This window comes from Desulfomicrobium apsheronum, from assembly GCF_900114115.1.
GTDB classification, from domain to species: Bacteria; Desulfobacterota; Desulfovibrionia; order Desulfovibrionales; family Desulfomicrobiaceae; genus Desulfomicrobium; species Desulfomicrobium apsheronum.
The window spans coordinates 87,261-109,049 of the sequence record NZ_FORX01000008.1; the positions used below are offsets into that span (position 1 = coordinate 87,261).

Below are 21,789 nucleotides of genomic sequence, written 5' to 3' on the forward strand. Positions count from 1 at the left end.
GACGGATTCCATGGCCCAAGCTTTTTCGGACAGTCAATACCAAATTTCCACATGACGAGGTGCGGATGGAATCCATCCGGGAAATATATCGAATTGGCGCAGGTCCTTCCAGCAGCCACACCATGGGCCCCAAGCTCGCCGCCGAGCAGTTTCGGGCCCGCGTCAAGGGGGCGGCCTCCTTTCAGGTAGTCCTGTACGAGAGCCTTGCCGCCACCGGCAAGGGGCATCTCACCGACAAGGCCATCCGGGAAGCCCTGGCACCCTTTCCCGTCGAAATTCTCTGGGCACAGGACCGGCAGCAGCCCGAACATCCCAACGCCATGGACTTCACGGCCCTGGACGAAAACGGCCGGGTGCTCGACAGCTGGACGGTTTTCAGCATCGGCGGCGGCGCCCTGCGCGACAGGGGCTCCACCTTCGCAACGCCCCAGATCTATCCGTTGCAGAGTCTCACGGAAATCATGGAGCTTTGCGGCGAAGAAGGCATCACCTACTGGGAATTCGTGGCCCGTCACGAAGGCGAGGACATCTGGAACTTCCTTGAAGAGATCCGGGCCGCCATGCAAAGCTGCGTGGAACGGGGCCTGACCACCGAGGGCGTCCTGCCTGGCGGCCTTGGACTGGCCCGCAAGGCCAGCTCGTACCACCAGAAGACCCTGCTTGGCGGAGCCGAGATGCGCCGGACCGGACTTCTGGCCGCATACGCCCTCGCGGTGTCCGAAGAGAACGCCTCCGGAGGGACCGTCGTCACAGCGCCGACCTGCGGCGCGAGCGGCGTGTTGCCATCGGTGCTGCGCTACCTGAAGGAAAACATGAAGGCCAGACCCAGATCCATCCTGCAGGCGCTGGCCACAGCCGGACTGATCGGGCTGATCATAAAAAACAACGCGTCCATCTCCGGGGCCGAAGTCGGCTGCCAGGGCGAGGTCGGTTCGGCCTGCGCCATGGCCGCTGCGGCCGCCGCCCAGCTCATGGGCGGCACCATCCGCCAGATCGAATATGCCGCCGAGATGGGACTTGAGCATCACCTGGGCCTGACCTGCGACCCCGTCGGGGGGCTGGTCCAGATACCCTGCATCGAACGCAACGCCATGGCCGCCTCTAAGGCGATCAGCATCGCGCACATGGCGCTTTTATCGGACGGCTCGCACCGCATCCCCTTTGACGAAGTGGTGCGAGTCATGAAAGAAACAGGACACGACCTGCCAAGCCTCTATCGGGAAACATCCCACGGGGGCCTGGCCAAAGCATATGGCGAACGCAAGGAAAAACGAGGATCCGCATGAAGAGAGATGAAGAAGATTTCGAAGAGCTGCCTACCACCAGGGAATCAGAAGAACCGACCAGCCGTGGCAAGGAACTCAAACTCTTCACGATGTGCCTGAAAAAATTCATAAAGAAGATCTTTCAGCACATGGTCGCGACCCGTTTCGCTTCCTGGAAGGAACTGGCCATCCACGACCAGGACGGCCTGGCCTACCCCATTTACAACTACGTCATCGACGCGTCCGACCCACGGCTGCGTCAGACCTATGCCGATTACGGCCTTGAAATCGACGGCGGGACACTTCTGGCCGACCTGTCGGTGTCCGCCATCCTGGAAGAGGAAGGAGCCATCGGCCTTGAGTTCTATCTCTACGAGACAACGTCCATCGTGCCCTACGTGTGCGACGATTTCGAAGCCGTGGAAAACGAACGACCGGACATGTCCCATTTCCGCAGGATCAACCACGCCGACTTCGAAACCCTCTACGACGAACTCAAAAAGAACAACATTTTCGAGGACATCTACTACGAGCTGAACAAGTCCATCCTGCTCATCGAGCTTTCCGAACGCGAAGCCCTGGCCCAGATGAAAAAGGACAGCCTGCGCATCATCTCCGGCATCTTTGCCCGCGCCAAGTCCATCTCGAACCTGAACACCATCACCAACACCGACATCAAGGAATTCAAGCTGGATTTCGAGATCGAGGGACGCAAGTTTTCTCTCGTGGTCCTAAACGGCCACGACGCGGACAATCTGCCGGTCTATTCTTCCGTGCTGACCATGCCTGAGTACAAATCCGTGGCGCAGTACGTGGATCTGGACACTCTCTATGAAAAATTCCTGAAGGTGCTGCGTGCCAAAAACATCGCCGACCCCGAGGCGGTCCTTCTTGAAGCGCTCAAGCCCCATGATCGCACCGCGCAAAGCGCGGCACCGGCAATGCCCACTCCATGAACCGGCTGCAAGCGGCGCGGCGAATCCTTGACCACCATCGCCAAACCACTATAAGTTGTTTCCATGACTCCCTTCCCATGCGTGGAACAAAAAACACCCGCCTTCAAATTGCAACCCAGGAGCTTCGTATGCGCCATAACAAAACATTGCTCATTCTTTGCCTCTTACTGATCGCAAGTACCGGCCTGCTCACGTCCTGCGCCTCCAGCCGTTCGGCACAGGTGTATTCCCGTGACCAAGCCATGCAGGAAATGCGGGTCAATTACGGGACCGTGCAATCCGTCCGTGCCGTGCAGCTCGAAGGCACAAAGAGCGGAATCGGAGCGGTGGGCGGCGGCGTGACCGGCGGCGTCCTCGGTAGCATGGTCGGTGGCGGCCGTGGCCAGGTGCTCGGCGCGGTGGTCGGTGCCCTGGGCGGCGCGGCCGCAGGCGCCATGGCCGAAGAGGGCGTGACCAGAAAAAACGCCCTTGAAATAACGGTGGAACTCGATACCGGCGAGATCCTGAGCGTGGTTCAGGAAGCCGACATGGAATTCTATGCCGGTGAAAGAGTGCGCGTACTGCGTGCCAACGACGGCTCGTCCAGGGTCCAGAAGTAACTTTCCCGAACGCTTTTGGCTGACTGCTCAATAATACAAAATTCACAGGCCGTTCAAAAATGGTAAGATGCAAGGAAGCGAAAAAATCCAGGGCGCGCAGTGTATTAAGCTGATGCGCGGTCTGGATTTTTTTCGCTGACGCAGCAGATTGCCGTTTTTGAGCGGCCTGTCAGGAGATAAAGATGGAGCTCTCGCTCGTACCCATCAAGAATCCGCACGCCCTCAATCTGATCCTGGGGATGTCCCACTTCATCAAGACCGTGGAAGACGTGCATGAAGCCATGGTCAACACCGTGCCCGGGGCAAAGTTTGGGCTAGCCTTCTGCGAAGCCTCGGATGTCTGCCTGATCCGGACCACGGGCACGGACCCCGAACTGATCGAACTGGCCACGGAAAACGCCAAGGCGCTCTCCGCCGGACACAGCTTCATCCTGTTCATGCGCGACATGTTTCCGGTCAACGTGGTCAACACCATTCAGAACGTGCCCGAAGTGGTGCGCCTCTTTTGCGCCACGGCCAACCCGGTCCAGGTCATCGTGGCCCAGACGGATCAGGGCCGGGGCATCCTCGGAGTGGTCGACGGATTTGCATCGAAAGGCGTCGAGACCGAGGCAGACAAGGAGAAGCGCACGAAATTCCTGCGCATGATCGGCTACAAGTTCTGACATGACGGCGGCCCAGCCCAAACGCGCCAAAACCGTTCTGGTGGTGGACGACGATCCGTTCATTCGCGCCATCACCGGAGCGAGCCTGCGCTCCCGAGGTTTCAGGATCCTGGAGGCCGGCAACGGCCAGGAAGGCCTGGACATGTTTCAGGCCCACGGACCCGACCTGCTCATCGTCGATCTGAAGATGCCGGTCATGAGCGGCCTGGAGCTTTTGGCCAGACTGTCCGGCGCAACTCCCCGCACCCCGGTGCTGGTTGTTTCCGGCGAGGGCGGCCTGGACGAAGCGGTGGAGGCACTGCGCCTTGGAGCCTGGGACTACCTGGTCAAGCCCATCGTCTCGCCCACGGTCCTCCTGCATGCCGTGGACAAGGCCCTGGAACGGGCAGCCCTGATCCGCGAAAACGAAGATTACAGGCTCAACCTCGAACGCCAGGTCCAGCAACGCACCCTGGAGCTGCAAAAGGCCAACCGCGAGCTTGAGCAACAATTCCTGAAACAGCAGAAGCTGGGCATCATCGGCACCCTGGCCGGGGGCATGGCCCACGACTTCAACAACATCCTCTCCTCCATCGTTTTCTCCACGGAACTCATCCGCGGCTCCGTAGGGGCATGCGAAACTCCGGACCCGGAAGACCTGGAGCGCATCCTGCGCGTCTGCCAGCGCGGCACCTCGCTCATCCGCAGCGTGCTGCATTTCACCGGCAAGATGCACGAGGAATTCACCCACTTTTCCGTGCGCGACACCATGCTCGAAACCCTGGATATCATCCGGGGCACCACGAATTCGCGCATCGAGGTCAAGACCCGGGTGGACCATCATCTGGGCACGCTTTTCGGCGATCCTGTCCATATGCAGCAGATTCTCATGAATCTGACCAACAACGCCATCCACGCCCTCGCAAGCACCGAAAAGCCGTGCATTGAAATTTCGGCCGTCGCCTACGACGAGCAGCAAACGGACATCATGATCACCGATCCCGAGAGCATGCTCGTGGTCATCAGCGTGAGCGACAACGGACCCGGCGTACCGGATGAGGATCTGTCCAAACTGTGCGAGCCTTTCTTCACCACCAAACCCAGGGACGAAGGGACCGGGCTTGGACTCTTTGTCACCCAGAAGATCGTGAAGACGCTGCGCGGCAAACTGCTCTTCTCGCGGAACCAGTCAGGCGGCACCACCGCGCGGATCTGTCTGCCCGCCCACCGGGACCGGATCCCTGACTGCGCCGAATGCCTGACCATCCCGGACATCCGGGGCAATGCGGAGCGCATCCTGGTCATCGAATCACACCCCGAGGTACGCGCCTCCATCAGCTCCTGCCTGACCAGACTCGGCTATCAGGTCCGGCAGGCCGAAAGTCTGGCGCAGGGGTGCGGCATCGTGCAGGAGGAGCCGCTGGGTTTTGACCTCATCCTGACCGATGACGGCCCCCCAAACAGCCTCGACGACCTCTGTGCGACCGTGCGGCAACTCAACCCGGCCATCCGCATCATGCTGGTCACAGCTTCGCCACTGGGGAGCATCGCCTGTTCGCACCATGCCGTATGCCGTGTACTTCTCAAGCCGGTGAACATGGTCGCACTTGGTCAGGCCATGCACCACTGCCTGGCCGAGTGCCACTGCAAAATTTGAAAAACGCATTGCCTCACGCTCCATCCGTCCTTATCTGACCTGCCACAAGCAAAGGAGAATCATCATGGAAAGCGTCGACATCCTCATCATAGGCCAAGGTCCCGCCGGTCTCTCGTCCGCCATCTACACGGCACGGGCAGGCATGAACACCCTGATTCTGGGTTGCGCCCCCAAGGTGGCCGGCGATTATGAAATAGACAACTACTTCGGGTTCACCGAAACCATAACCGGGAAGGAATTGATCGAACGGGGCAAGGCTCAGGCCGCAAAATTCGGGGCCGACATCCGTTGCGACCGCGTGCTCGGCATCCATCAAGACGACGCGGGCGCTTTCGTGGCCAAGACCGAGGACAAGAAAATCGAGGCCGCGTCCATCATCCTGGCCACCGGCGTGTCCCGCATCAGGCCCGGCATCTCGAACCTGGCCGACTATGAAGGCAAGGGCGTGTCCTACTGCGTGAGCTGCGACGGCTTCTTCATGCGCGGCAAGCCGGTCATGGTTGTCGGGGAGGGAAATTTCGCCGCCAACCAGGCCCTGGAACTCCTGCAATACACCCCGAATGTGAAGGTCTGCTCACAGGGCAAGGAGCTGTCCATCAGCGAGGAATTCCTCTACCGCTTGGAAGAAAGCAAAATCCCCGTCCTGACAGGCAAGATCGCCAAGCTGGCCGGGGATAACGGGCTTGAAAAGGTTCACCTTGAATCCGGCGAGCAGATCGACGCCCAGGGCCTCTTCGTGGCCATGGGACAGGCCTCCTCCAGCGACTTCGCCTACAGCCTGGGCCTCATGCGCAACGGCCAGTTCATCGAAACGGACCGGGATCAGCGCACCAACGTGCCTGGCGTCTTCGCGGCCGGAGACTGTGTGGGCCGCTTCCTGCAGATCAGCGTGGCCGTGGGCGAAGGAGCCTTGGCCGGACGCGCGGCCATCAGCCACGTCAAGGAGAGACGCCGCACACTTCTTGACAAAGAAGCGAAGTAGGACTTAACAACCGTTGCTCCTCACGAGAGGGCCAATAGCTCAGTTGGTAGAGCCCCCGGCTCATAACCGGATGGTCCCAGGTTCGACCCCTGGTTGGCCCACCATTCACACAAAAAAAGCCCGCTCAATGCGGGCTTTTTTGCGCCAATCGCAAACCATTCCGGGTCGTTATATTCATTATCCTTCAGCATCTTCCATTTTGCTGCTAAGTGTGTAAACTCATTTTTGGGGTATCAATTTGGGGTATCCCGCCCCATGTGGGGTATCTTGAGTCAAAAATGGGGGTATCCAATGCTTACAGACGCACAGATTCGAGCGGCAAAGCCATCCGACAAGGCGTACAAACTTTACGACGCGGACGGTCTCTTCCTCTTCGTCCCACCTTCCGGATCAAAGCTGTGGAGAATGAAGTATCGAGAGAACGGAAAAGAAAAATTGGCGAGTTTTGGCAAATACCCCATTGTCACCCTTAATGAAGCCAGACTCAAGAAAGACGAGTTCAAGATCGCTCTGGGCCGTGGAGAACTGCCGCCCAAGGCACAACGAAAAGACGAAAGCCTCGAAAAGATCGCCCGGGAGTGGTATTCCAAAAAAGCCCCAGGCTGGGCGGAGTCACACGCTGTCAAGATTATGCTCGGATTGGAGAAAAACGTGTTTCCCTTCATCGGCAGTCGCACAATGGACAGCCTTGAGCCCCCCGAGATCCTTGCGCTCTTGCGGCGCATCGAAGCCAGGGGCGCGGTAGATCTCGCGCACAGAACACGCGGAATAATCGGACAGGTATTCCGTTATGCAATCGCGACCGGTCGCGCAACTCGCAATCCGGCAGGGGATCTGGTTGGAGCGATTCCTCCCGCTCGGGTTCAACACTACCCCGCCCTCACCGACCCGGCTGAAGTCGGAGCACTGCTGCGTGCAATCGAGGCTTTTACCGGAACACCCCATGTGCGCGTCGCTCTGCGGCTTGCCCCCATGCTTTTTGTACGTCCTGGGGAACTTCGAAAGATGGAATGGTCGGAACTGGACTTGTCCGGCCGGGAATGGTGCATTCCGGCAGAAAAAATGAAGACACGGAATCCGCACATCGTCCCCCTAGCCCTCCAGGCAACTGAATTGCTGGGAGAGTTGCCCAAGGTCGGCCAGTACGTTTTCCCCAATGGTGGCAAAGACAAGTCGAAGGCCATGAGTGAGGCGGCTATCAATGCCGCCCTTCGACGCCTCGGTTACGACACGAAAAGCGAGATCACGGCCCATGGGTTTCGCGCCATAGCCCGAACGCTTCTGCATGAACGCCTGCGCATCGATCCAGTCATCATTGAGCACCAACTTGCGCATGCAGTGCCCGACACCCTTGGACGTGCCTATAATCGAACCAAGTTTCTCGATGAAAGAAGGAAGATGATGCAACTTTGGGCAGATTATCTGGACGAATTGAAGGCAGGTCAGGGCCGCAAGGTGTTGCCTTTCACGGTCAACGAGTGACATCTCCTGCGATGACTGCTAATATTTGACAACGTGGATAGACGCGATAGTCTCTCCCCTGCCCCGGGCTTGCCTGGGGCTTTTTTTGGGTTCATCCGGTTAAAGCGTACTTGGCTTCGTGAATCCCCAGAATTCTGAGTTTAAAGAACTCCTGATCCCGGTAGCCGTACGCCTGCCTTTTGAGCGTCTTGATCTTGTTGTTGGTTCCTTCCATGGGCCCAGAGGATATGGGATGGTCGTACCAAGCCAGGATGCCAGTTCGGTACGTGGCCATGGTCTTGCCCATCTTCACCAATGGGCCAACTTCTGAAGCCAGGGCGCTGTTTATCCACTGCTCAATATACACGGCCGCAGCGGCCTTGTTCGGCTGGTTCCAGATCTGCCGCAGCTCCTCTTTGAGGTAATAGGCTTTCGCCAACGGCTCATTGGCCTCCAGCGCCTCTTGCAACCGCTCGTGCTCCTGCCGCTCCGGGTTAAGGTTTTCCGGATTCTTCAGCAAAATCCAGCGGCTGCCTTTGAGCACGCTCTTACCCATCTTGTCCTGCAACTCGCGGTGAAGCTTGCGACGCACCTCCGTGAGCCTGTCGTTCATCAGCTTCACCACATGGAAATGGTCGAGGACCACGGCAACGCCGGGCAGATGTTCAAGCACGGACCCGATATAGGCTGCACTCATATCTGACCTGCTTGGCTCTTTTCAGACCAGTCGAAACTTGAGATAGGTTTCTCCCTCAACCACGAGGGAACTGATGAAAAAGGGACGATTTTCCGAAGAGCAAATGGTGGGCATACTGCGCGAAGCTGACCGTAGTCCGGTGGCCCAAGTGGCCAAGAAGCATGGAATCAGCGAGCAGACGATCTACACGTGGCGCCAGCGGTTCGCAGGCATGTCCGCCGATGACGTAAAGCGGCTACGCCTGTTGGAACAAGAGAACACGCGGCTGAAGAAGATCCTTGCGGAACGGGACCTTGAAATTGAGGTCATGAAGGAAATCGCCGCAAAAAAATGGTAGGCGCACCCGTCCGACGCCTCCAGGTGGGATACGCCAGGAGCCGCGGACTTTCACAACGCAGGGCGTGTGCGCTGTTATCCACCTCCCGATCGTCACTCCGCTATGAGTCGCGCCTGGAGGCCCGAGACAAGCCGCTGATAGCGGCGATGACGGATCTGGCTGCGACGTATCCGCGCTTCGGATATCGCCGGATCAACGTGTTCATGGAGCGCCAGGGGCATTTCATGGGCGTCGACAAGGCGTACCGCTTGTGGTCCAAGGCTGGATTGCAGGTGCCCAGAAAACGGCCTCGGAAGCGGATTGCGGCGTCCCGTCCGCGACCACAACTGCCGATGGGTGCAAACGAACTGTGGGCGTACGACTTTGTCTACGACGCCTGTGCAAATGGTCAGCAGATCAAATGCCTGACCGTGGTGGATGAATATACGCGGGAGAGTCTGGCTATAGACGTTGCCGGCAGCATCAGGTCGTGTCGGGTTATCGAGGTGTTGTCGCGCCTGATCAGCGAACGCGGAGCCCCTCTGAGTCTTCGCTCTGACAACGGTCCGGAGTTTGTGTCGAAGGCGTTGCTCAAATGGGCAGCCCGGGAATCTCTGGAGTTGGCGCTGATTGAGCCAGGCAAGCCATGGCAGAACGGTTTGAACGAGAGTTTTAACGGCAAATTTCGAGACGAGTGCCTGTCGATGGAATGGTTCCGGTGTCGGGCTGAGGCAAGGGTTGTGATCGAGGAATGGAGGCGGCACTACAACTCCGTTCGCCCGCACTCAAGCTTGAACAACATGACACCCGAACACTTCTGTCGGCAGTATGGAAAAAACTTGAACCGTGGGGAAACCCTCAAGAATTGAGTGGTCCGAAGTTTCCCGGCAGGTCAGCTCGGCAATACGCAACTCGATTCGGCGGACAAGTCCACATGACGCACACCCAATCCGTGGCACCTCGACGACCAGCCAGACAGGTTTTAAGCCAACTGGCACCGTGCGCAACCATCGTTCTGATACGCCCCGGTGGACGACATTACGGCTTCGGCAGCATGGACAGCGGACCAGCGTGCCCTTGGGGCGCACATGCAGGAGGATGTTCCCTCCTACGAATTCCTGCCGGACGTAGTCATAGCCAGGCAGCCCGAACGCATGGTACAAGAAGCTCGTGGACATGGCGGTTCATCCTCTTGGTTTTTATTGGCGTAAAAACTTGATGAACCCCATGTCCCTTCATTTTGTCAAAAGTACGCTCCAGCCGGATGAACATTTTTTTGTTCAAAAATCCTTCACAGTTTATATAAAAAACTATTATTAAATACTATTTACTATACACAAATTTTTGATTTGAATTTTACACTAATGTTTATATTAAAATATAAATCTAAACTATTATAGTTGTGAATTATTCATCGAACAATTCAACTATTTTTACATTCAATCCCTTGGCAATTATTGCAAGAGTTTCAAGCTTACATAATTTAATTTGGCTTGTTCTGGCTCGCTCAATAATTTTTGTGGACAACTTTGTTTCATTTGAAAGCGCTACTATGGATATTTTTTTCTCTTCCATGATTCGCTTCACATTACTCGTAATCCCTGTTGTTTCCGAACGAATATCGTAAATTGACATGACCCCACCACCGTCCTGATTGTTTTGAGCGAGACTACCGGAAATGTATTGACAAGCCCAACGTAATATATTACCGCATTCATCAACCTATACCTTCTCCCGGCACCGACATTAAAGCCGTGTCTTGAGAAAAAATCTATTACTTACCGATTGTTATGAAAATTATCATCATGGGCGACATTCACGCAGATTTTGGGTCATTGAACCAGTTTCTGAACAAACAGAAGCCGGACATTGTTCTGCAATGCGGAGATTTCGGCTGGTGGCCACATCGACACGGAACAGAGAAAATCACCAGAAATCGCCGATTCGATCAGTATTCCATCAAGCCGCAAAGCACAAAAATATACTGGTGCGACGGGAATCACGAAAATCACGACGATCTGCAGGAACGCGTAAAGGCTGCCCCGGACGGGCCGATTGAGATCCCGGTTCCCGGCTGTTTCTACATGCCAAGGGGTTCAGTCTTGACCTTACCAGACGGCAGGAACGTCCTCTTCTTCGGGGGAGCCATGTCCACCGACAGGGACGGTCGAACCGAAGGCGACGACTGGTGGGCGAAAGAGGTGCCCACTGTCGAGGACCTTGATCATGCCCGGGCGCAAGTTGCTGCCCATGGCGGACGCGTTGATATCGTGATTTCACACACTGGACCTACACGATTCTTGCGAAAGCTCCCGGCGAAAGAAATCAACCCGGCCAGGCTTATGGACCCCACGGTGGCCCTTCTAGACACGGTTCTGGAGGAGTTTCAGCCGAGGCAGTGGTTTTTTGGGCACTTCCACTTACACGCAAATGGAGTTGATCAGGGTTGCGCTTGGCAGTGCCTGAGCGGAGAAGGCCTGGGGGGCACGTGGTGGGTGGAGCTGAGCTCGTAGTCTGGAAGTGCCAAAATGTGGCACTTCCAGACTACGAGACGACGGTGAAAAGTGGGCTTTGGAGGTGGTGGTGTGAAAGTTGAAATGGGTGCAGGATTCCTAGCGGGAGGCCTGGGGACCAAATCTGAAAAACTGCGGGGGAGTATGATTCTGTTCGCAGGCGACTGCCAAGGGGATTTCGTGCCTATCATCGAGGAGGCCGACGATGCCTTGGCTGTCGTGCTCTTGGGCGACCAGGAGCCGCAGGTGTCCCTGGCCGATGAGTTGGGGCCTGGCTTGGCCAGAAAATCGTGGTGGATCTACGGAAACCACGACAGTGACTATTTGGACTTCTTCGAAAATCACAAATCCATGGCCGACCGGAACCTGCACTGCCGGATGATCGAGATCGATGGCGTGCGGATCGCGGGCCTGGGCGGTGTGTTCCGCGCAAAAAAGTTCGAAATTGACCAGACCACGCGCCTGGACGAGGTGGATCTGGACTGCCCACAAGACTACCGGGAAGCATGGATCAAACTGCGGCGAGGCGGACGAGCGTACCCCGCAGACTTCACCTCAATCTTTCCTGACGATCTGAAATCCTTGCTGGAGCTGGCGGGACACGTGGACGTGCTGGTCACGCACGAGGCGCCGGAAAGCCATGCGCTCGGCTACCAGCTCATCGGCGACCTAGCCCGCGCCATGGGCGTCAAGATGATCATCCACGGCCACCACCACGAGCGCTACAGCGGAACTATCACGGGTGGAATTCGCGTCGAAGGCCTCGGATTGGCAAGGACATCCGAAGGATTTTTCTGGCTGGACCACGGCCTTGGAGAGCGGCGATGATCCTTTTCGTTGGGGACTGCCACGGTGACTTTGAACCCATGCTTACGGCCGCAACCGAGGCCACGGCAGTCATCCTTCTCGGGGATCAGGAACCCCTCTACGATCTGGCGTCCATCCTCGGCCCGGAGATCGCGGCAAAGACATGGTGGATATTCGGCAACCATGACAGCGATGATCCCGAATACCTGACGCACCACGCGGCCATGGCCGACAGAAACCTGCACTGCCGCGTGGTTGAGATCGATGGCCTGCGCATCGCCGGACTCGGCGGCACCTTTCGGTCCAATATCATGGGCGTTGACCGACAGACGACGTTGAGTGACCTGCCCCACGTCCGCCCCCAGGACACTCGCCAAAGCCTGGCACTGATCCGCAAGGGCAAGAAGCTCGCCCCGCAGGATCACACGACCATTTTCCCGGAAGACCTTGCGCTGATGGCCCGCCTTGCCGGCAAGACCCGCGTCGACGTCCTCGTGAGTCACGAAGCCCCGGAGTCCCATCGACTCGGCTATCGGATTCTGGGTGATGCGACCCGCGCCCTCAAAGCCAGGATTCACGTTCACGGCCATCACCACGAGCGTTATGACGCCATGATTGATGGAGGCGTCCGGGTTGCCGGGGTGGGGATGTCGGGCATGATGATTGAATGGCTGCAGCCAAGTGATGGGCTCTTTTGGCTTTCGGCCTTTCCTGGCGGCAACGTGCTTGCGATGGGATACGACCCGAAAAAAAAGATGTTCCAAGGCGAGTTCGTCGGCCTGGAAGGGTGCAAAGATCTTACGGCCCCCGACCTGAAAACCATGCAGGAAAAAGGCGCCCTGCTTCTTGAAACGTTCATGAAGAAACCCAAGCGTAGATAACAGGAGGACACCCATGCGCACAATGGTCTATGACTTCTCCAAGGTGAGGCCTCCAAAAAAACCAATTGACCCCGAAGAGGTGGCTACGCTCAGGCGGATACTGCGAAAATATCCTTGCGACATCGAAGACGACCGTATCCGCCTTCACCTTGAGCTCAATGTGACTCCAGAGGAGCGCCTGATTCTGCGTAAGTATCTGATGGCGAAGGGCTACCACGCCACCAAGGATGCGGTTGCGGAGCTGGACGCAATGAATTTCAGCGCACGCTCGCAGCAATTCCACATAATCTCTTCAAAAGACAAGGGCACCAATTTCTAAAATTGCCAGCTATCCACAGGGTCCCTTCCGGTCCATTGTCACCAAGTTCAGAGCCAACATGTCCAAATCTCATGGATAGCTCTCCGTATTCTTGAATCATCAACTTTTGACGGAGTTATCTACCGCAGATCCACAGAATTCCGTAAGACACCCCGCAAAAAAAACACACTCAACCTACCAACCTGATTATTGTCTTACATCCTATTATTCTTGACACTTTCTAAGGCATGGGGCTTAACTCCGGTTGACAAAAAAAGTAGCACCGTTTGTGTTTAAAAATACGAGGTCGTCCCACCTGTATAGGATCATGATCGATTTTTTTCTGGTAGGTTGCTGAATTTTCAACCACTCGAAACATGAAGGTTCCTTGATATTCATGTTCGGAGAAAACTGTATTTGATTGCCTGAAATCCACTAAGGAGGGAGCTGGATGTCCGTCTATGCACCTGGGGCGCGTATTGTCGTGCGTGATGCGGAATGGTTGGTTCGGCAGGTCGAGCGAACCGATATGGCTGGCGACGCCCTCAAGGTGGTGGGAATCTCCGAGTTGGTTCGGAATCGGGAAGCCATTTACCGCTCATCGTGACATATGGGTGTGACACAAATTCTCAAAATTACGTATTTTGGAATTATTCAGGATACTCGACATCATGCAGACTAATACCTAAGCATTCCGGCTGCCACCATACGGGGTTCAACCATGGGTCCTGCCATTCTTCCTGCAAGATACTGGTTGCGCCACCTGCCTTCCGAGATACTTCATTGCTCGGTGCCAACTCGCAATGCACGCGCCAAGACTGATTATCCCAGGCCAACACGCTTTCGCCCCGCAGAGCGGAAAATTTTAGATGGTGACACAGGGCGCTGACCAGGGTGTCGTAGAGCGTCCAGGAAACCGTCCGTGTCCAGCCAGGCATGGTTGTCAAAACAACCTCCAGACTGCCCTCCCCGTTTCCATGCCGTGCCAAGGTGAATGTACCGACGGCAAACAGTTCGGGATCAAGCTCTCGTCCATCGCTTTGGACAGGCGTGCCTGTTGCATCGAATAATTCAGACTGGCGCAACTGTTTTTCTTCCTCGGAAAGACAATTGAGGACATGGCCCGCAAGGGATGGAAAAAAACGTATCAGAAAACAGCTCCTGCCTTCAGCGTCCGCTTCGAGCAATTCCAACGAGTGAACCCCCTGCGCGTTGGCCAGCCACAGGTACCAGCCCAGAGGCTCGCACAGTTTCTCGCTGATCCCTTCCAATTCCAGGACCTGCCGAGCCGAGGGGTTGGGCATGACCATCCGCAAGGCTCCATCAAGAACCGACAAGGCTGCCAGACCTTGGTCAATGTTTTTTCCAATTGTTCTATTCATGGCCATTGCTCTCGAAAATCATGCGTACTGCCTCGTCGATTCCAACTTTGTCGATATCGATACCCAACCGTCCGGCTTCATCTTCGAACAGTTCCCGGGGATAATGTCGCGACAAGGTCGAGCCCTTGTCGTCAGATACGAAAAAAGTCCGTGTCTCGGCGGCCTGCCGAAAAACGTCCCTCGCCTCGCTCAAGGCAGCAAAAGTTCCGTGCAGAGCGTGCCTGAAAATATTGCGCCGGGAGATCATCTTGTCGGAACTCATGCCGTACTCCTTGTTTGCAACGGCGGTCGGCCCTGAATATTGCAGGGCCGACCGCCGTCAGATTCACATACCGGCTAGCGCTTCTGGAAAGGCCAACCCCGGAAAAACTTCTGGTGTGCAAACATCAGAATGAGAAACATGACTGTCCAGGCCAAGGTGGTGTCGCCTTCCTGAGCGATGCCGGGAACCGTGCCAAGCAGCAATGGTCCCAGTTCGTAATAAACGTACGAGAGAGCCAAGCCGCCGACAATCGCGATTGCACTACGAAGCACCGCACGAAGGGCCACATTGTCCACGTTGGGCCAGTTATGGAAATAGTTGGCCAGGATAAAGGCGGCAGCATGGCAGAACATGGCCATCTCGGCGATATGATTCCAGCGCCAAGCCGGGTTTTCCAATGTGGCTCCACCCTCGAAAGCCTCCAAGTCCCACCACCAGTCCATGATCATGTTTCCTCCGATCATGATCATATATCCCAAAGCCAGCACCGACACTGTCATCACGGCGGTTCGATTCCCGGGATTGGATATGCAGGACCACGGACGGCCTTCCCAAAGCAAGTGCGTCCAGTACAGCAAGACCAGCGCCGGCACGATCCATCCGAAGTGGAACTGGCTACTCATGGTCATGGCTTGATCGATCCACCAGGGCTTGGCGCCCATGAAAATCTGCGCCGGATAGAACTGATAGGCGATATGCGGGAAGAAAAGCACGCTAAAAGCCAGAATTGCCAGCACCAGACCGGCAAAAAAGACGCCCAGTCCCCGCGCGAAACGTCCCAACGACGCCCAAGGCCGGAAACCCAAGGTCGTAAGCCAGAGCATGGTGAAAAAAATGATGCAAGTGTTCATCATCACTTGGGCGAAGCAGGCGTTTTCAGTAGCGGTCTGCGGATACTGCCCCAATCCTCCGCCGGAAAGCAGGCCGGGTCCGCTGAAGAAAACTGGACCATACATGCCGAGCATCTGATAGTAGAAGACAAACATCACGAAAAAACCCACCAATATATAGGTGGTAAGGAGTACCGTGCCGCGTATGACAGAAGGGCTTTCATTCAGCCAGCGACGGTTGAAAGGCCAATAGTCGAAGACATCAACGCCCCAGTGTATAACCATCAAAATGGTAATGACGAAGGAAACGCCCACATTTGGCGTGTAAAGCCTCACGGGCCCTTCGGGAGAAAAAACAAGGTACCAGCATGCCTGGGCTACCAAAAGAATCAAGGCTAGGTTCAGGGCACCACTAAAGAAGAGGTTTGTCTCCATTGTATTTGGTGACGTATCTGTTGCATCTGGTGACACTGAAAGTGTCATATGCGCCGATTTGCTCATTATTTCAGCTCCTTTTTGTCCTTGCATAATCCACAATTATTCATGCATTTTTTTAATAAATACTAACTTAGATAATACATCTGAAGTTCTTCCATAAAAATATGCTTGAATGCAAGGAGCATAAATTTCAAACCAAGCCGTGATGGTCATTTCGCGTCCCGCCACGGCTCGATCTTGCGTAAAATTTTTACCCGAAAGTGATCACATCGCCGTTACGCAGGTAAACATTCTCGGGAGCGCCCTGACCCGTGGTGGGCAACTTCTTGTATTCGCGGAACTTGTCGCTTCCCAGAACAATGGGCAGCCCCGCTTCGCGCGCCTTGGAGGCCCAAATCCAGCCGGTACAATGGTTACAGCCGATTTTTTCCAATCCCATTTTCTGCAGGCCGCGAATGATGTCATCGAACTTGGGATCCCAATTCTCGAAGGCAGCTATGTGCAAACCGCCGTAGAGGCCAAAAGGCTTGAACCCGTCGATGTTGCGACGGGCCCAATGCATCATGGTCAGCACACCCTGGTGGCAGCAGCCCGACACGGCAACGACGCCCTTGTCCTTGACGTTGAAGAACAGGTTCTGCTCGCCACGGCACTTGAGCAAAATCGGGATGTCGAACATCTTGATGGCCACGCCGGGATAGGGGTTGTAGAGATCGTCCGGTCCTAGCTCCATTAGTTCACCGGTGTGCGGGATGTCGTTATCCACCTTTGACAGGTCATTCCGGTATTTACCCTGCAGGAGTGCCTTGCCTTCGGGGTAAAAGGTGTTGGGAATGACCATGGGGATGTCCTGATAACGCTTGAGCGTGGACTTCAATCCCCAGTAGTGATCCTCGTGCTCGTGGCTGACAACCAGCATGTCGATTTTCTTTTCTTCCAGCATCTTGGCCAAGCCGGATTTTTCCATGACATAGTCGGTCCAACCCTGATGCCAGCCGGTGTCCATCTGGATGAAGTGCTTGCTTCCATCCAGTTGCTCGACTTCGATGAGCGCCAAGTAGCCGCCGATGTTGTCTTGGGTCCAAGGAATGTCGTACATGCTGACCATGGCGCCACCGGCGTCCTTGATGTCCTTGAGCATCTGCGGACTATCAAACCAACTGGTTTCGGAAATACAGTGAACCTTCACGGATTTGCATTCGCCGATGTTATGCTTTTTCTCTGCCTTGGCCACACGCACCACAGGCCCGCCCATGGTCGCGGCACCGGCACCAGCCAAGCCAATTCCCAGGTTCTTCAAAAAATTTCTTCTCTGCATCTTTCCAATCTCCTTCGTCTTGCGAAACTGTTAGCCGTCCCTCTGCACTATCTGCCAACCGACACATTTGCGGACAGCGGACCATTGCCACGATTAAATCCAATTGAGCATGGGGCGTACCAACCGTTGAGAAAGCAATATTTTACTAATAAAAGCAGATTGTTACACGCCAAATCATACCATAAAGAAAGCCCACGCTCGGCGACATCGATGTCGCGGCGTGGGCTGGAAAAAGGCGGCCGTTCAGTAAATAAAAAGTGCAACTATCTGATCTAAAGAACAAAGAAAGGGACGCGACAGATTTGTCGCGACGGGTGACTCATATGTCGCCGAAAAAAGTGCCGAGCCGGGCATCCTCCTGCAACGCTGCGATCTTGCGCTGCACCTGGCGCAGGCTGATCCCTAGGATGCGCGCCGCCTCGTGGCGATCGCCCTGCATGGCGCGCAGGACATATGCCACGTGCCTGGCTTCGTTTTCCCTCAAGCTGCAGAGTCTTCTGGCGGCCGGGTCCGCGGAAGTGCCTTCCGACGTGCTGTGACTTCCAGACAACAACGACTCCACCTTCACCACGTTGCCATCGGCTTCCGGATTTCGCAGCGCCGCGTTGTGCATGAGGTTCGACAACTCTCTCACGTTGCCGGGAAAGTCGCATGCTTCGAGCCAGGCCAGAGCGCCCGGACTCAGTTCAAGAGAGGGACGGTCCAAGTCCTCGCAGGCCTTTTCCAGGAAATGACGCGCCAGAAGGGCTATGTCAGCGTCCCGCGCCCGCAGGGGAGGGAGAATGATATGCCCTCCGCGGAGGCGGTAGAGCAAGTCCAGCCGAAAACGCCCTTCTGCGCAGGCCTTGTCGAGGTCACAGTTTGTGGCCGAGATGACGCAGACATCCACCGCAAGCTCCTTGCGTCCTCCGATGGGAGGAACGGTTCGCTCCTCCAGCACACGCAAAAGTTTGGGCTGCAGATGCATGGGCAACTCGCCCACCTCATCCAGGAAAAGCGTGCCCCCATGGGCCTGCTGGAAAAATCCTTCATGATCGGCGCTGGCGCCTGTGAATGCACCCTTCTGGTGCCCGAAAAATTGGCTTTCGAAAAGATTGTCCGGCACGGCCGAGACGTTCACGGCTACAAACGGCCCATCGGCCCTGGGGCCGGCAGCGTGGATGCCCCTGGCCACAAGCTCCTTGCCGGTGCCGCTTTCGCCTGTGATCAGAACAGGACGGCCGCCGCGAGCCAGGGCCGTCGCATAGGCCAGTTGTTCCTTCATGCGCGAATTCACCGTAAAGACGCCGGCAAAAGCCTCGGGAACATCGCTGACAGCCACGCCTTCCAACCCGGCCCGCATGCTCAAACGTTCGTAGGCGCGTTCGATGGTCAGCAGCAGACGCTGCTGGTCCACAGGTTTGATCAGGTAGTCGTATGCCCCCAATCTCAAGGCCTTCACGGCCTGCTCCACGTCCTCCACTGCCGTGATCACGATGAATTCAGTTCTCGGGTGGCGGGGTTTGGCCTGTTCCAGCACGGTCAGACCATCCACCTCCGACATGAGCAGGTCCAGTAGCACCACGTTGACGGACTCGGTCTCCAGACGCTCGAGCGCTTCCCTCCCGCTGGAGCAAAGCACGCAATTCTTGTATCCGCGCCTGCGCAGCAGACGCTGCATGGTGCTGAGCACCACAGGCTCGTCATCGACCACCATCAATTTCATTTTTCACCTCTCGCGACTGGCGTTACCTGCAACTGGTTCGTGATATTGAAGCGCAGAATTCGTCGCAGCAGATCCAGGTTCAAAGGCCCGGAGACCACAAGGTCCGCCAGCGAACCGGCCTTGTCGTGGGCCGCGCATTCGTCCGGATTATCCGTGTAAACCGCTCGTATCAGCAGCGGGTTGACGTCAGCAATCGACTTCAGCAACTCCCCGACTTCAGTCCCAGCCGATTCAAGTTCAAGACAAACAGCTACGATGTTGGGATTTTCCGCAAGCGCCCGCGACAACTCTTCCGATGATCGCGCCCCTATGCATTCCGACGCGGGCGGATCCTGACCCAGAAGCACCAGACGTTCAAGCCTTGCCTCGTCTCGATCCATCCACAACACAGCCGGTCGAATGCGTAAACAGCGGTCAAGATGCAAGGGCAGCACCATGGCGAAACAGGTCCCTACTCCCGGCCTGGAAACCGGAAAGATGACGCCGTTGTGGTCGTTCACCAGTCGGTAGCTAACGCTCAGGCCCAGTCCCGTGCCGCCCTTCTCCCTCCTAGTGGTGAAGAACGGTTCGAAAATCTTTTCCCGCAATTCCGGGGGTATTCCATGACCATCGTCGTGCACCTGCAAAATCACCCCTTGCGGGCTTTCCATACGTCGTGTGGATATGAGCAGGTTGCTTTGGTTCTCCGGACGCACAGCGTGGGTTGCGTTGACCACCAGGTTGGCTACGACCTGTTCCAGCTTTGTAGGGTACCCTTCTATCAAGGGAAGATTCGGATCCAGTTCCAGGACAAAACGCTTGAATGTCTTGCGGACCTGGGCCCCCACAAGGGGCAAGGTTTTTTTCACGACATCGTTTAGTTGAACGGCCTGGGGCTGGCTCCGTTCGTTGGAACTGGCGAAATCTCGCAACTCACGCACGACGCGGTCGATACGTTCGCTGCCGACCATAATGTCATCGAGCATATCGTTCATATCCTGGGACAGTTCGGCCACGCTCATGCCGCCCGTGTCCAACTCCCAGCCGGCGGTCTGGGCCCTGTCCAAAAGCGGCTCCAGAATCTCCCATGTCTCGCGCAGCAAGGGGACATTGGTGCTGATGAAGACGTTGGGATTGCGGATTTCATGCGCCACACCCGCCACCAGTTCGCCTAGGGAGGCCAACTTGTCGGCTTGAATGACCTGCTGCAAGCTGCGCTCCGTTTCCTGACGAAGTTCCACTTCGGCCGTGATGTCCTGCCAAAACCCTGCAACACGCCGCACCTGGCTGTCGGGGTAGCTCACGACCCTCCGGACGTCGCTGAACCAGCGGTAATCGCCGCGTGCCGTCTGAAAACGATACGTGAGCCGTTCGTCATCCAGACCGTTTTTTTTCTCCGTCTTCAGATTGAGTTCCTTGCCCAGTCGGTCCAGCACCACTCCACTGTCATCCGGATGGATGCGTTTGCTCCAGAAATCTTTGTCATCAAGGAAATCTTCTGGCTGAAAACCGGTAATGCTGATGACGTTGTGACTGACATAGGTGAAACGCCCCAGAGGCTCCGGGATGGTGGTAAAAGGCGCGATGGGAAGCGATTCCAGCAAGTTGGCCAGTTTTTCCGCCGTGTCACGAAGCTCGGCCTGGACCCTGCGTCGCTGGATGATGTTCAAAGCCATTATAGAACTGACGCCTGTCAGAAAGAGCACTGCGGCAACTAGACTCCAAATGATCTTTTTGTTCACTTCGTAAAACGAGGGTGGCCTGTTCAGGATCTGACTGCCCAGAGGAAGTTTTTCCTCGCTGAGACCAAGACGCTTGAGTTGGGCGTAATCGAACATCCAACGATTCGGGCTTTGTTTGTTCACTCCCACGTCTTTGGGAGCCTGGCCGTTGATGATGCGCACCGCCATGGATGCGGCAGCCATCCCCTGCCCTTTGCCGCTGGTGATCATACCACCCACGATGCCTTCGCCCATGAAGAAGTCCCAAACGCCGTAAATGGGAAGCGCGGTTGCCTCGCGCAGGAGTTTGATGGTCTCCAAATGGCTAAAAACACGCCCATCCGCATCACGGTTGAAGTTCAAGAGCAGCACAACACTCTGTTGCGGCAGTGCTCTCACCTTGTCCAGCAGTGATGTCATGGGGAGGCCGTCAAGCATGATAAAGTCAATTTTGTTTGAAAAGGCGGAAGTGATCTCCTTCAGGGCCTGGGCCGTGGAACGTCCTGTGGGTGTACGATCCACCACCACTGCGATCTGCCGTATGCTGGGATGCAGTGCCACGGCCGCAGCAAGAGTCCGGCGCACGTCGATGGTCTCCACCACCCCCGCAAAATTATCCAGGCCCTCAAGCATGTCGTCCTGAAAGAAGTTGACCCCACAAAAAACCACGGGGACATGGCCGAAAACCTGCTTTCCATAAATGCGAAGAAAATTGAAGGCGTTGTCATCTGTTGCAATCACCACGTCAGGATGGTCTAGGCTGTATTTTGATGCGTAAAGCCGAAGCAGGTTTTCGGTATGTTCAGATTTTACATGGCGTTTTGAATCCATGTATTCCGTTATGATCCTCACACCTTGGAGCTCATTCATCAATTTCATACGAATGCTCTCTTCAATCGTGTCAGTCCAACGAAATCCTTTATGATAAGAATGTATAACGAGAACCGTATATGGATTTTCAGAAGACTTAACATTTTTAGACAAAATAATAAAAAATAATATGCAAAAAAATGCAAAAATAAATTTGTATTTAGTAGAAACAAATATGTTGCGTCGATGAAACATTTACTAATTATTC

The 21,789-nt window shown here is 55.8% G+C and carries 21 protein-coding genes, 1 tRNA gene and 1 pseudogene; 14 read left to right on the forward strand and 9 right to left on the reverse strand.

Annotated features, from left to right (window positions below):
• Positions 1 to 65: 65 nt before the first annotated feature.
• From BMZ40_RS09660 to BMZ40_RS09695, 8 genes are all read left to right on the forward strand, one after another.
• Entirely contained in the window at positions 66 to 1,286 is a 1,221-nt protein-coding gene (locus BMZ40_RS09660) for an L-serine ammonia-lyase (protein ID WP_092374696.1), read from the forward strand.
• Entirely contained in the window at positions 1,283 to 2,221 is a 939-nt protein-coding gene (locus BMZ40_RS09665) for a hypothetical protein (protein WP_092374699.1), read from the forward strand. The genes BMZ40_RS09660 and BMZ40_RS09665 overlap by 4 nt, the downstream gene beginning before the upstream one ends.
• 128 nt (positions 2,222 to 2,349) lie before the next feature.
• A complete protein-coding gene (locus BMZ40_RS09670) occupies positions 2,350 to 2,820 on the forward strand; it encodes an outer membrane lipoprotein (protein ID WP_092374702.1) in 471 nt (156 codons plus the stop codon).
• Between the two features lie 182 nt (positions 2,821 to 3,002).
• Positions 3,003 to 3,485 carry an adenosine-specific kinase gene (locus BMZ40_RS09675; protein ID WP_092374705.1) on the forward strand — a complete coding sequence of 161 codons (483 nt, stop codon included), beginning with the start codon at positions 3,003 to 3,005 and terminating at the stop codon, positions 3,483 to 3,485.
• Between the two features lies 1 nt (position 3,486).
• A complete protein-coding gene (locus BMZ40_RS09680) occupies positions 3,487 to 5,121 on the forward strand; it encodes a hybrid sensor histidine kinase/response regulator (RefSeq protein WP_092374708.1) in 1,635 nt (544 codons plus the stop codon).
• Between the two features lie 64 nt (positions 5,122 to 5,185).
• The gene (locus BMZ40_RS09685) at positions 5,186 to 6,103 is read left to right on the forward strand and encodes an NAD(P)/FAD-dependent oxidoreductase (protein ID WP_092374711.1); all 918 of its coding nucleotides are present in this window, start codon (positions 5,186 to 5,188) and stop codon (positions 6,101 to 6,103) included.
• Positions 6,104 to 6,131: 28 nt separating this feature from the next.
• Positions 6,132 to 6,207, forward strand: a tRNA-Ile gene (locus tag BMZ40_RS09690).
• A 187-nt stretch (positions 6,208 to 6,394) separates the two neighbouring features.
• Positions 6,395 to 7,585, forward strand: coding sequence for a tyrosine-type recombinase/integrase (locus BMZ40_RS09695; protein ID WP_092374714.1), 1,191 nt, complete (start codon positions 6,395 to 6,397; stop codon positions 7,583 to 7,585).
• Positions 7,586 to 7,676: 91 nt separating this feature from the next.
• Here the strand turns inward: BMZ40_RS09695 and BMZ40_RS09700 are convergent.
• Positions 7,677 to 8,267 (reverse strand): annotated as a pseudogene (locus BMZ40_RS09700) (ISL3 family transposase); the annotation flags it as partial.
• A 67-nt stretch (positions 8,268 to 8,334) separates the two neighbouring features.
• Here BMZ40_RS09700 and BMZ40_RS09705 point away from each other — a divergent pair.
• A protein-coding gene (locus tag BMZ40_RS09705) for an IS3 family transposase (protein WP_092374718.1) occupies positions 8,335 to 9,446 on the forward strand; the annotation gives its coding sequence in 2 pieces (ribosomal slippage) (positions 8,335 to 8,593 and positions 8,593 to 9,446; 1,113 coding nt in all).
• On the opposite strand, the gene BMZ40_RS09710 is transcribed toward BMZ40_RS09705, so the two are convergent.
• Together BMZ40_RS09710 and BMZ40_RS09715 are read right to left on the reverse strand one after the other, a co-directional pair.
• Positions 9,363 to 9,755 (reverse strand): transposase family protein, encoded by a 393-nt coding sequence (locus tag BMZ40_RS09710; protein WP_092374720.1) that lies wholly within the window; start codon positions 9,753 to 9,755, stop codon positions 9,363 to 9,365. The two genes, BMZ40_RS09705 and BMZ40_RS09710, sit on opposite strands and share 84 nt — an antisense overlap.
• 229 nt (positions 9,756 to 9,984) lie before the next feature.
• Positions 9,985 to 10,212, reverse strand: a complete 228-nt coding sequence (locus BMZ40_RS09715) for a helix-turn-helix domain-containing protein (RefSeq protein ID WP_092374723.1) — start codon at positions 10,210 to 10,212, stop codon at positions 9,985 to 9,987.
• A 155-nt stretch (positions 10,213 to 10,367) separates the two neighbouring features.
• Between BMZ40_RS09715 and BMZ40_RS09720 the strand changes: the two genes are divergently transcribed.
• From BMZ40_RS09720 to BMZ40_RS19580, 5 genes are all read left to right on the forward strand, one after another.
• A complete protein-coding gene (locus BMZ40_RS09720) occupies positions 10,368 to 11,090 on the forward strand; it encodes a metallophosphoesterase family protein (RefSeq protein ID WP_092374726.1) in 723 nt (240 codons plus the stop codon).
• Between the two features lie 144 nt (positions 11,091 to 11,234).
• On the forward strand, positions 11,235 to 11,918 hold the full coding sequence (locus BMZ40_RS09725) for a metallophosphoesterase family protein (protein ID WP_092374729.1): 684 nt from the start codon (positions 11,235 to 11,237) through the stop codon (positions 11,916 to 11,918).
• Complete coding sequence (locus tag BMZ40_RS09730) at positions 11,915 to 12,778, forward strand: metallophosphoesterase family protein (protein ID WP_092374732.1); 864 nt, start codon at positions 11,915 to 11,917, stop codon at positions 12,776 to 12,778. The genes BMZ40_RS09725 and BMZ40_RS09730 overlap by 4 nt, the downstream gene beginning before the upstream one ends.
• 13 nt (positions 12,779 to 12,791) lie before the next feature.
• Positions 12,792 to 13,097 carry a hypothetical protein gene (locus tag BMZ40_RS09735; RefSeq protein WP_092374735.1) on the forward strand — a complete coding sequence of 102 codons (306 nt, stop codon included), beginning with the start codon at positions 12,792 to 12,794 and terminating at the stop codon, positions 13,095 to 13,097.
• Between the two features lie 430 nt (positions 13,098 to 13,527).
• Positions 13,528 to 13,683: a hypothetical protein gene (locus tag BMZ40_RS19580; protein WP_177193096.1), complete on the forward strand. Its 156-nt coding sequence runs from the start codon at positions 13,528 to 13,530 to the stop codon at positions 13,681 to 13,683.
• Positions 13,684 to 13,726: 43 nt separating this feature from the next.
• On the opposite strand, the gene BMZ40_RS09740 is transcribed toward BMZ40_RS19580, so the two are convergent.
• The 6 genes from BMZ40_RS09740 to BMZ40_RS09765 form a co-directional block, all read right to left on the reverse strand.
• Positions 13,727 to 14,458 carry a hypothetical protein gene (locus BMZ40_RS09740; protein WP_143075584.1) on the reverse strand — a complete coding sequence of 244 codons (732 nt, stop codon included), beginning with the start codon at positions 14,456 to 14,458 and terminating at the stop codon, positions 13,727 to 13,729.
• A complete protein-coding gene (locus tag BMZ40_RS09745; RefSeq protein WP_092374741.1) occupies positions 14,451 to 14,720 on the reverse strand; it encodes a hypothetical protein in 270 nt (89 codons plus the stop codon). Before BMZ40_RS09745 ends, BMZ40_RS09740 begins: the two co-directional genes overlap by 8 nt.
• Before the next feature lie 74 nt (positions 14,721 to 14,794).
• Positions 14,795 to 16,051 (reverse strand): hypothetical protein, encoded by a 1,257-nt coding sequence (locus BMZ40_RS09750; protein WP_143075585.1) that lies wholly within the window; start codon positions 16,049 to 16,051, stop codon positions 14,795 to 14,797.
• A 187-nt stretch (positions 16,052 to 16,238) separates the two neighbouring features.
• On the reverse strand, positions 16,239 to 17,306 hold the full coding sequence (locus BMZ40_RS09755) for an MBL fold metallo-hydrolase (protein WP_092374747.1): 1,068 nt from the start codon (positions 17,304 to 17,306) through the stop codon (positions 16,239 to 16,241).
• 319 nt (positions 17,307 to 17,625) lie between these two features.
• A complete protein-coding gene (locus tag BMZ40_RS09760) occupies positions 17,626 to 19,011 on the reverse strand; it encodes a sigma-54-dependent transcriptional regulator (RefSeq protein WP_092374750.1) in 1,386 nt (461 codons plus the stop codon).
• Positions 19,008 to 21,776, reverse strand: a complete 2,769-nt coding sequence (locus tag BMZ40_RS09765) for an ABC transporter substrate binding protein (RefSeq protein ID WP_092374753.1) — start codon at positions 21,774 to 21,776, stop codon at positions 19,008 to 19,010. Before BMZ40_RS09765 ends, BMZ40_RS09760 begins: the two co-directional genes overlap by 4 nt.
• Positions 21,777 to 21,789 lie beyond the last annotated feature (13 nt).

Bases quoted from the DNA above. Each gene is read 5' to 3' on its own strand.
- BMZ40_RS09695 (WP_092374714.1), top strand. From the start codon at position 6,395: ATGCTTACAGACGCACAGATTCGAGCGGCAAAGCCATCCGACAAGGCG.
- BMZ40_RS09685 (WP_092374711.1), top strand. From the start codon at position 5,186: ATGGAAAGCGTCGACATCCTCATCATAGGCCAAGGTCCCGCCGGTCTC.
- BMZ40_RS09670 (WP_092374702.1), top strand. From the start codon at position 2,350: ATGCGCCATAACAAAACATTGCTCATTCTTTGCCTCTTACTGATCGCA.
- BMZ40_RS09740 (WP_143075584.1), bottom strand. From the start codon at position 14,458: ATGAATAGAACAATTGGAAAAAACATTGACCAAGGTCTGGCAGCCTTG.
- BMZ40_RS09745 (WP_092374741.1), bottom strand. From the start codon at position 14,720: ATGAGTTCCGACAAGATGATCTCCCGGCGCAATATTTTCAGGCACGCT.
- BMZ40_RS09725 (WP_092374729.1), top strand. From the start codon at position 11,235: ATGATTCTGTTCGCAGGCGACTGCCAAGGGGATTTCGTGCCTATCATC.
- BMZ40_RS09660 (WP_092374696.1), top strand. From the start codon at position 66: ATGGAATCCATCCGGGAAATATATCGAATTGGCGCAGGTCCTTCCAGC.
- BMZ40_RS09760 (WP_092374750.1), bottom strand. From the start codon at position 19,011: ATGAAATTGATGGTGGTCGATGACGAGCCTGTGGTGCTCAGCACCATG.
- BMZ40_RS09735 (WP_092374735.1), top strand. From the start codon at position 12,792: ATGCGCACAATGGTCTATGACTTCTCCAAGGTGAGGCCTCCAAAAAAA.
- BMZ40_RS09720 (WP_092374726.1), top strand. From the start codon at position 10,368: ATGAAAATTATCATCATGGGCGACATTCACGCAGATTTTGGGTCATTG.
- BMZ40_RS09755 (WP_092374747.1), bottom strand. From the start codon at position 17,306: ATGCAGAGAAGAAATTTTTTGAAGAACCTGGGAATTGGCTTGGCTGGT.
- BMZ40_RS09665 (WP_092374699.1), top strand. From the start codon at position 1,283: ATGAAGAGAGATGAAGAAGATTTCGAAGAGCTGCCTACCACCAGGGAA.
- BMZ40_RS09730 (WP_092374732.1), top strand. From the start codon at position 11,915: ATGATCCTTTTCGTTGGGGACTGCCACGGTGACTTTGAACCCATGCTT.
- BMZ40_RS19580 (WP_177193096.1), top strand. From the start codon at position 13,528: ATGTCCGTCTATGCACCTGGGGCGCGTATTGTCGTGCGTGATGCGGAA.
- BMZ40_RS09715 (WP_092374723.1), bottom strand. From the start codon at position 10,212: ATGTCAATTTACGATATTCGTTCGGAAACAACAGGGATTACGAGTAAT.
- BMZ40_RS09765 (WP_092374753.1), bottom strand. From the start codon at position 21,776: ATGTTTCATCGACGCAACATATTTGTTTCTACTAAATACAAATTTATT.
- BMZ40_RS09680 (WP_092374708.1), top strand. From the start codon at position 3,487: ATGACGGCGGCCCAGCCCAAACGCGCCAAAACCGTTCTGGTGGTGGAC.
- BMZ40_RS09675 (WP_092374705.1), top strand. From the start codon at position 3,003: ATGGAGCTCTCGCTCGTACCCATCAAGAATCCGCACGCCCTCAATCTG.
- BMZ40_RS09750 (WP_143075585.1), bottom strand. From the start codon at position 16,051: ATGAGCAAATCGGCGCATATGACACTTTCAGTGTCACCAGATGCAACA.
- BMZ40_RS09710 (WP_092374720.1), bottom strand. From the start codon at position 9,755: ATGTCCACGAGCTTCTTGTACCATGCGTTCGGGCTGCCTGGCTATGAC.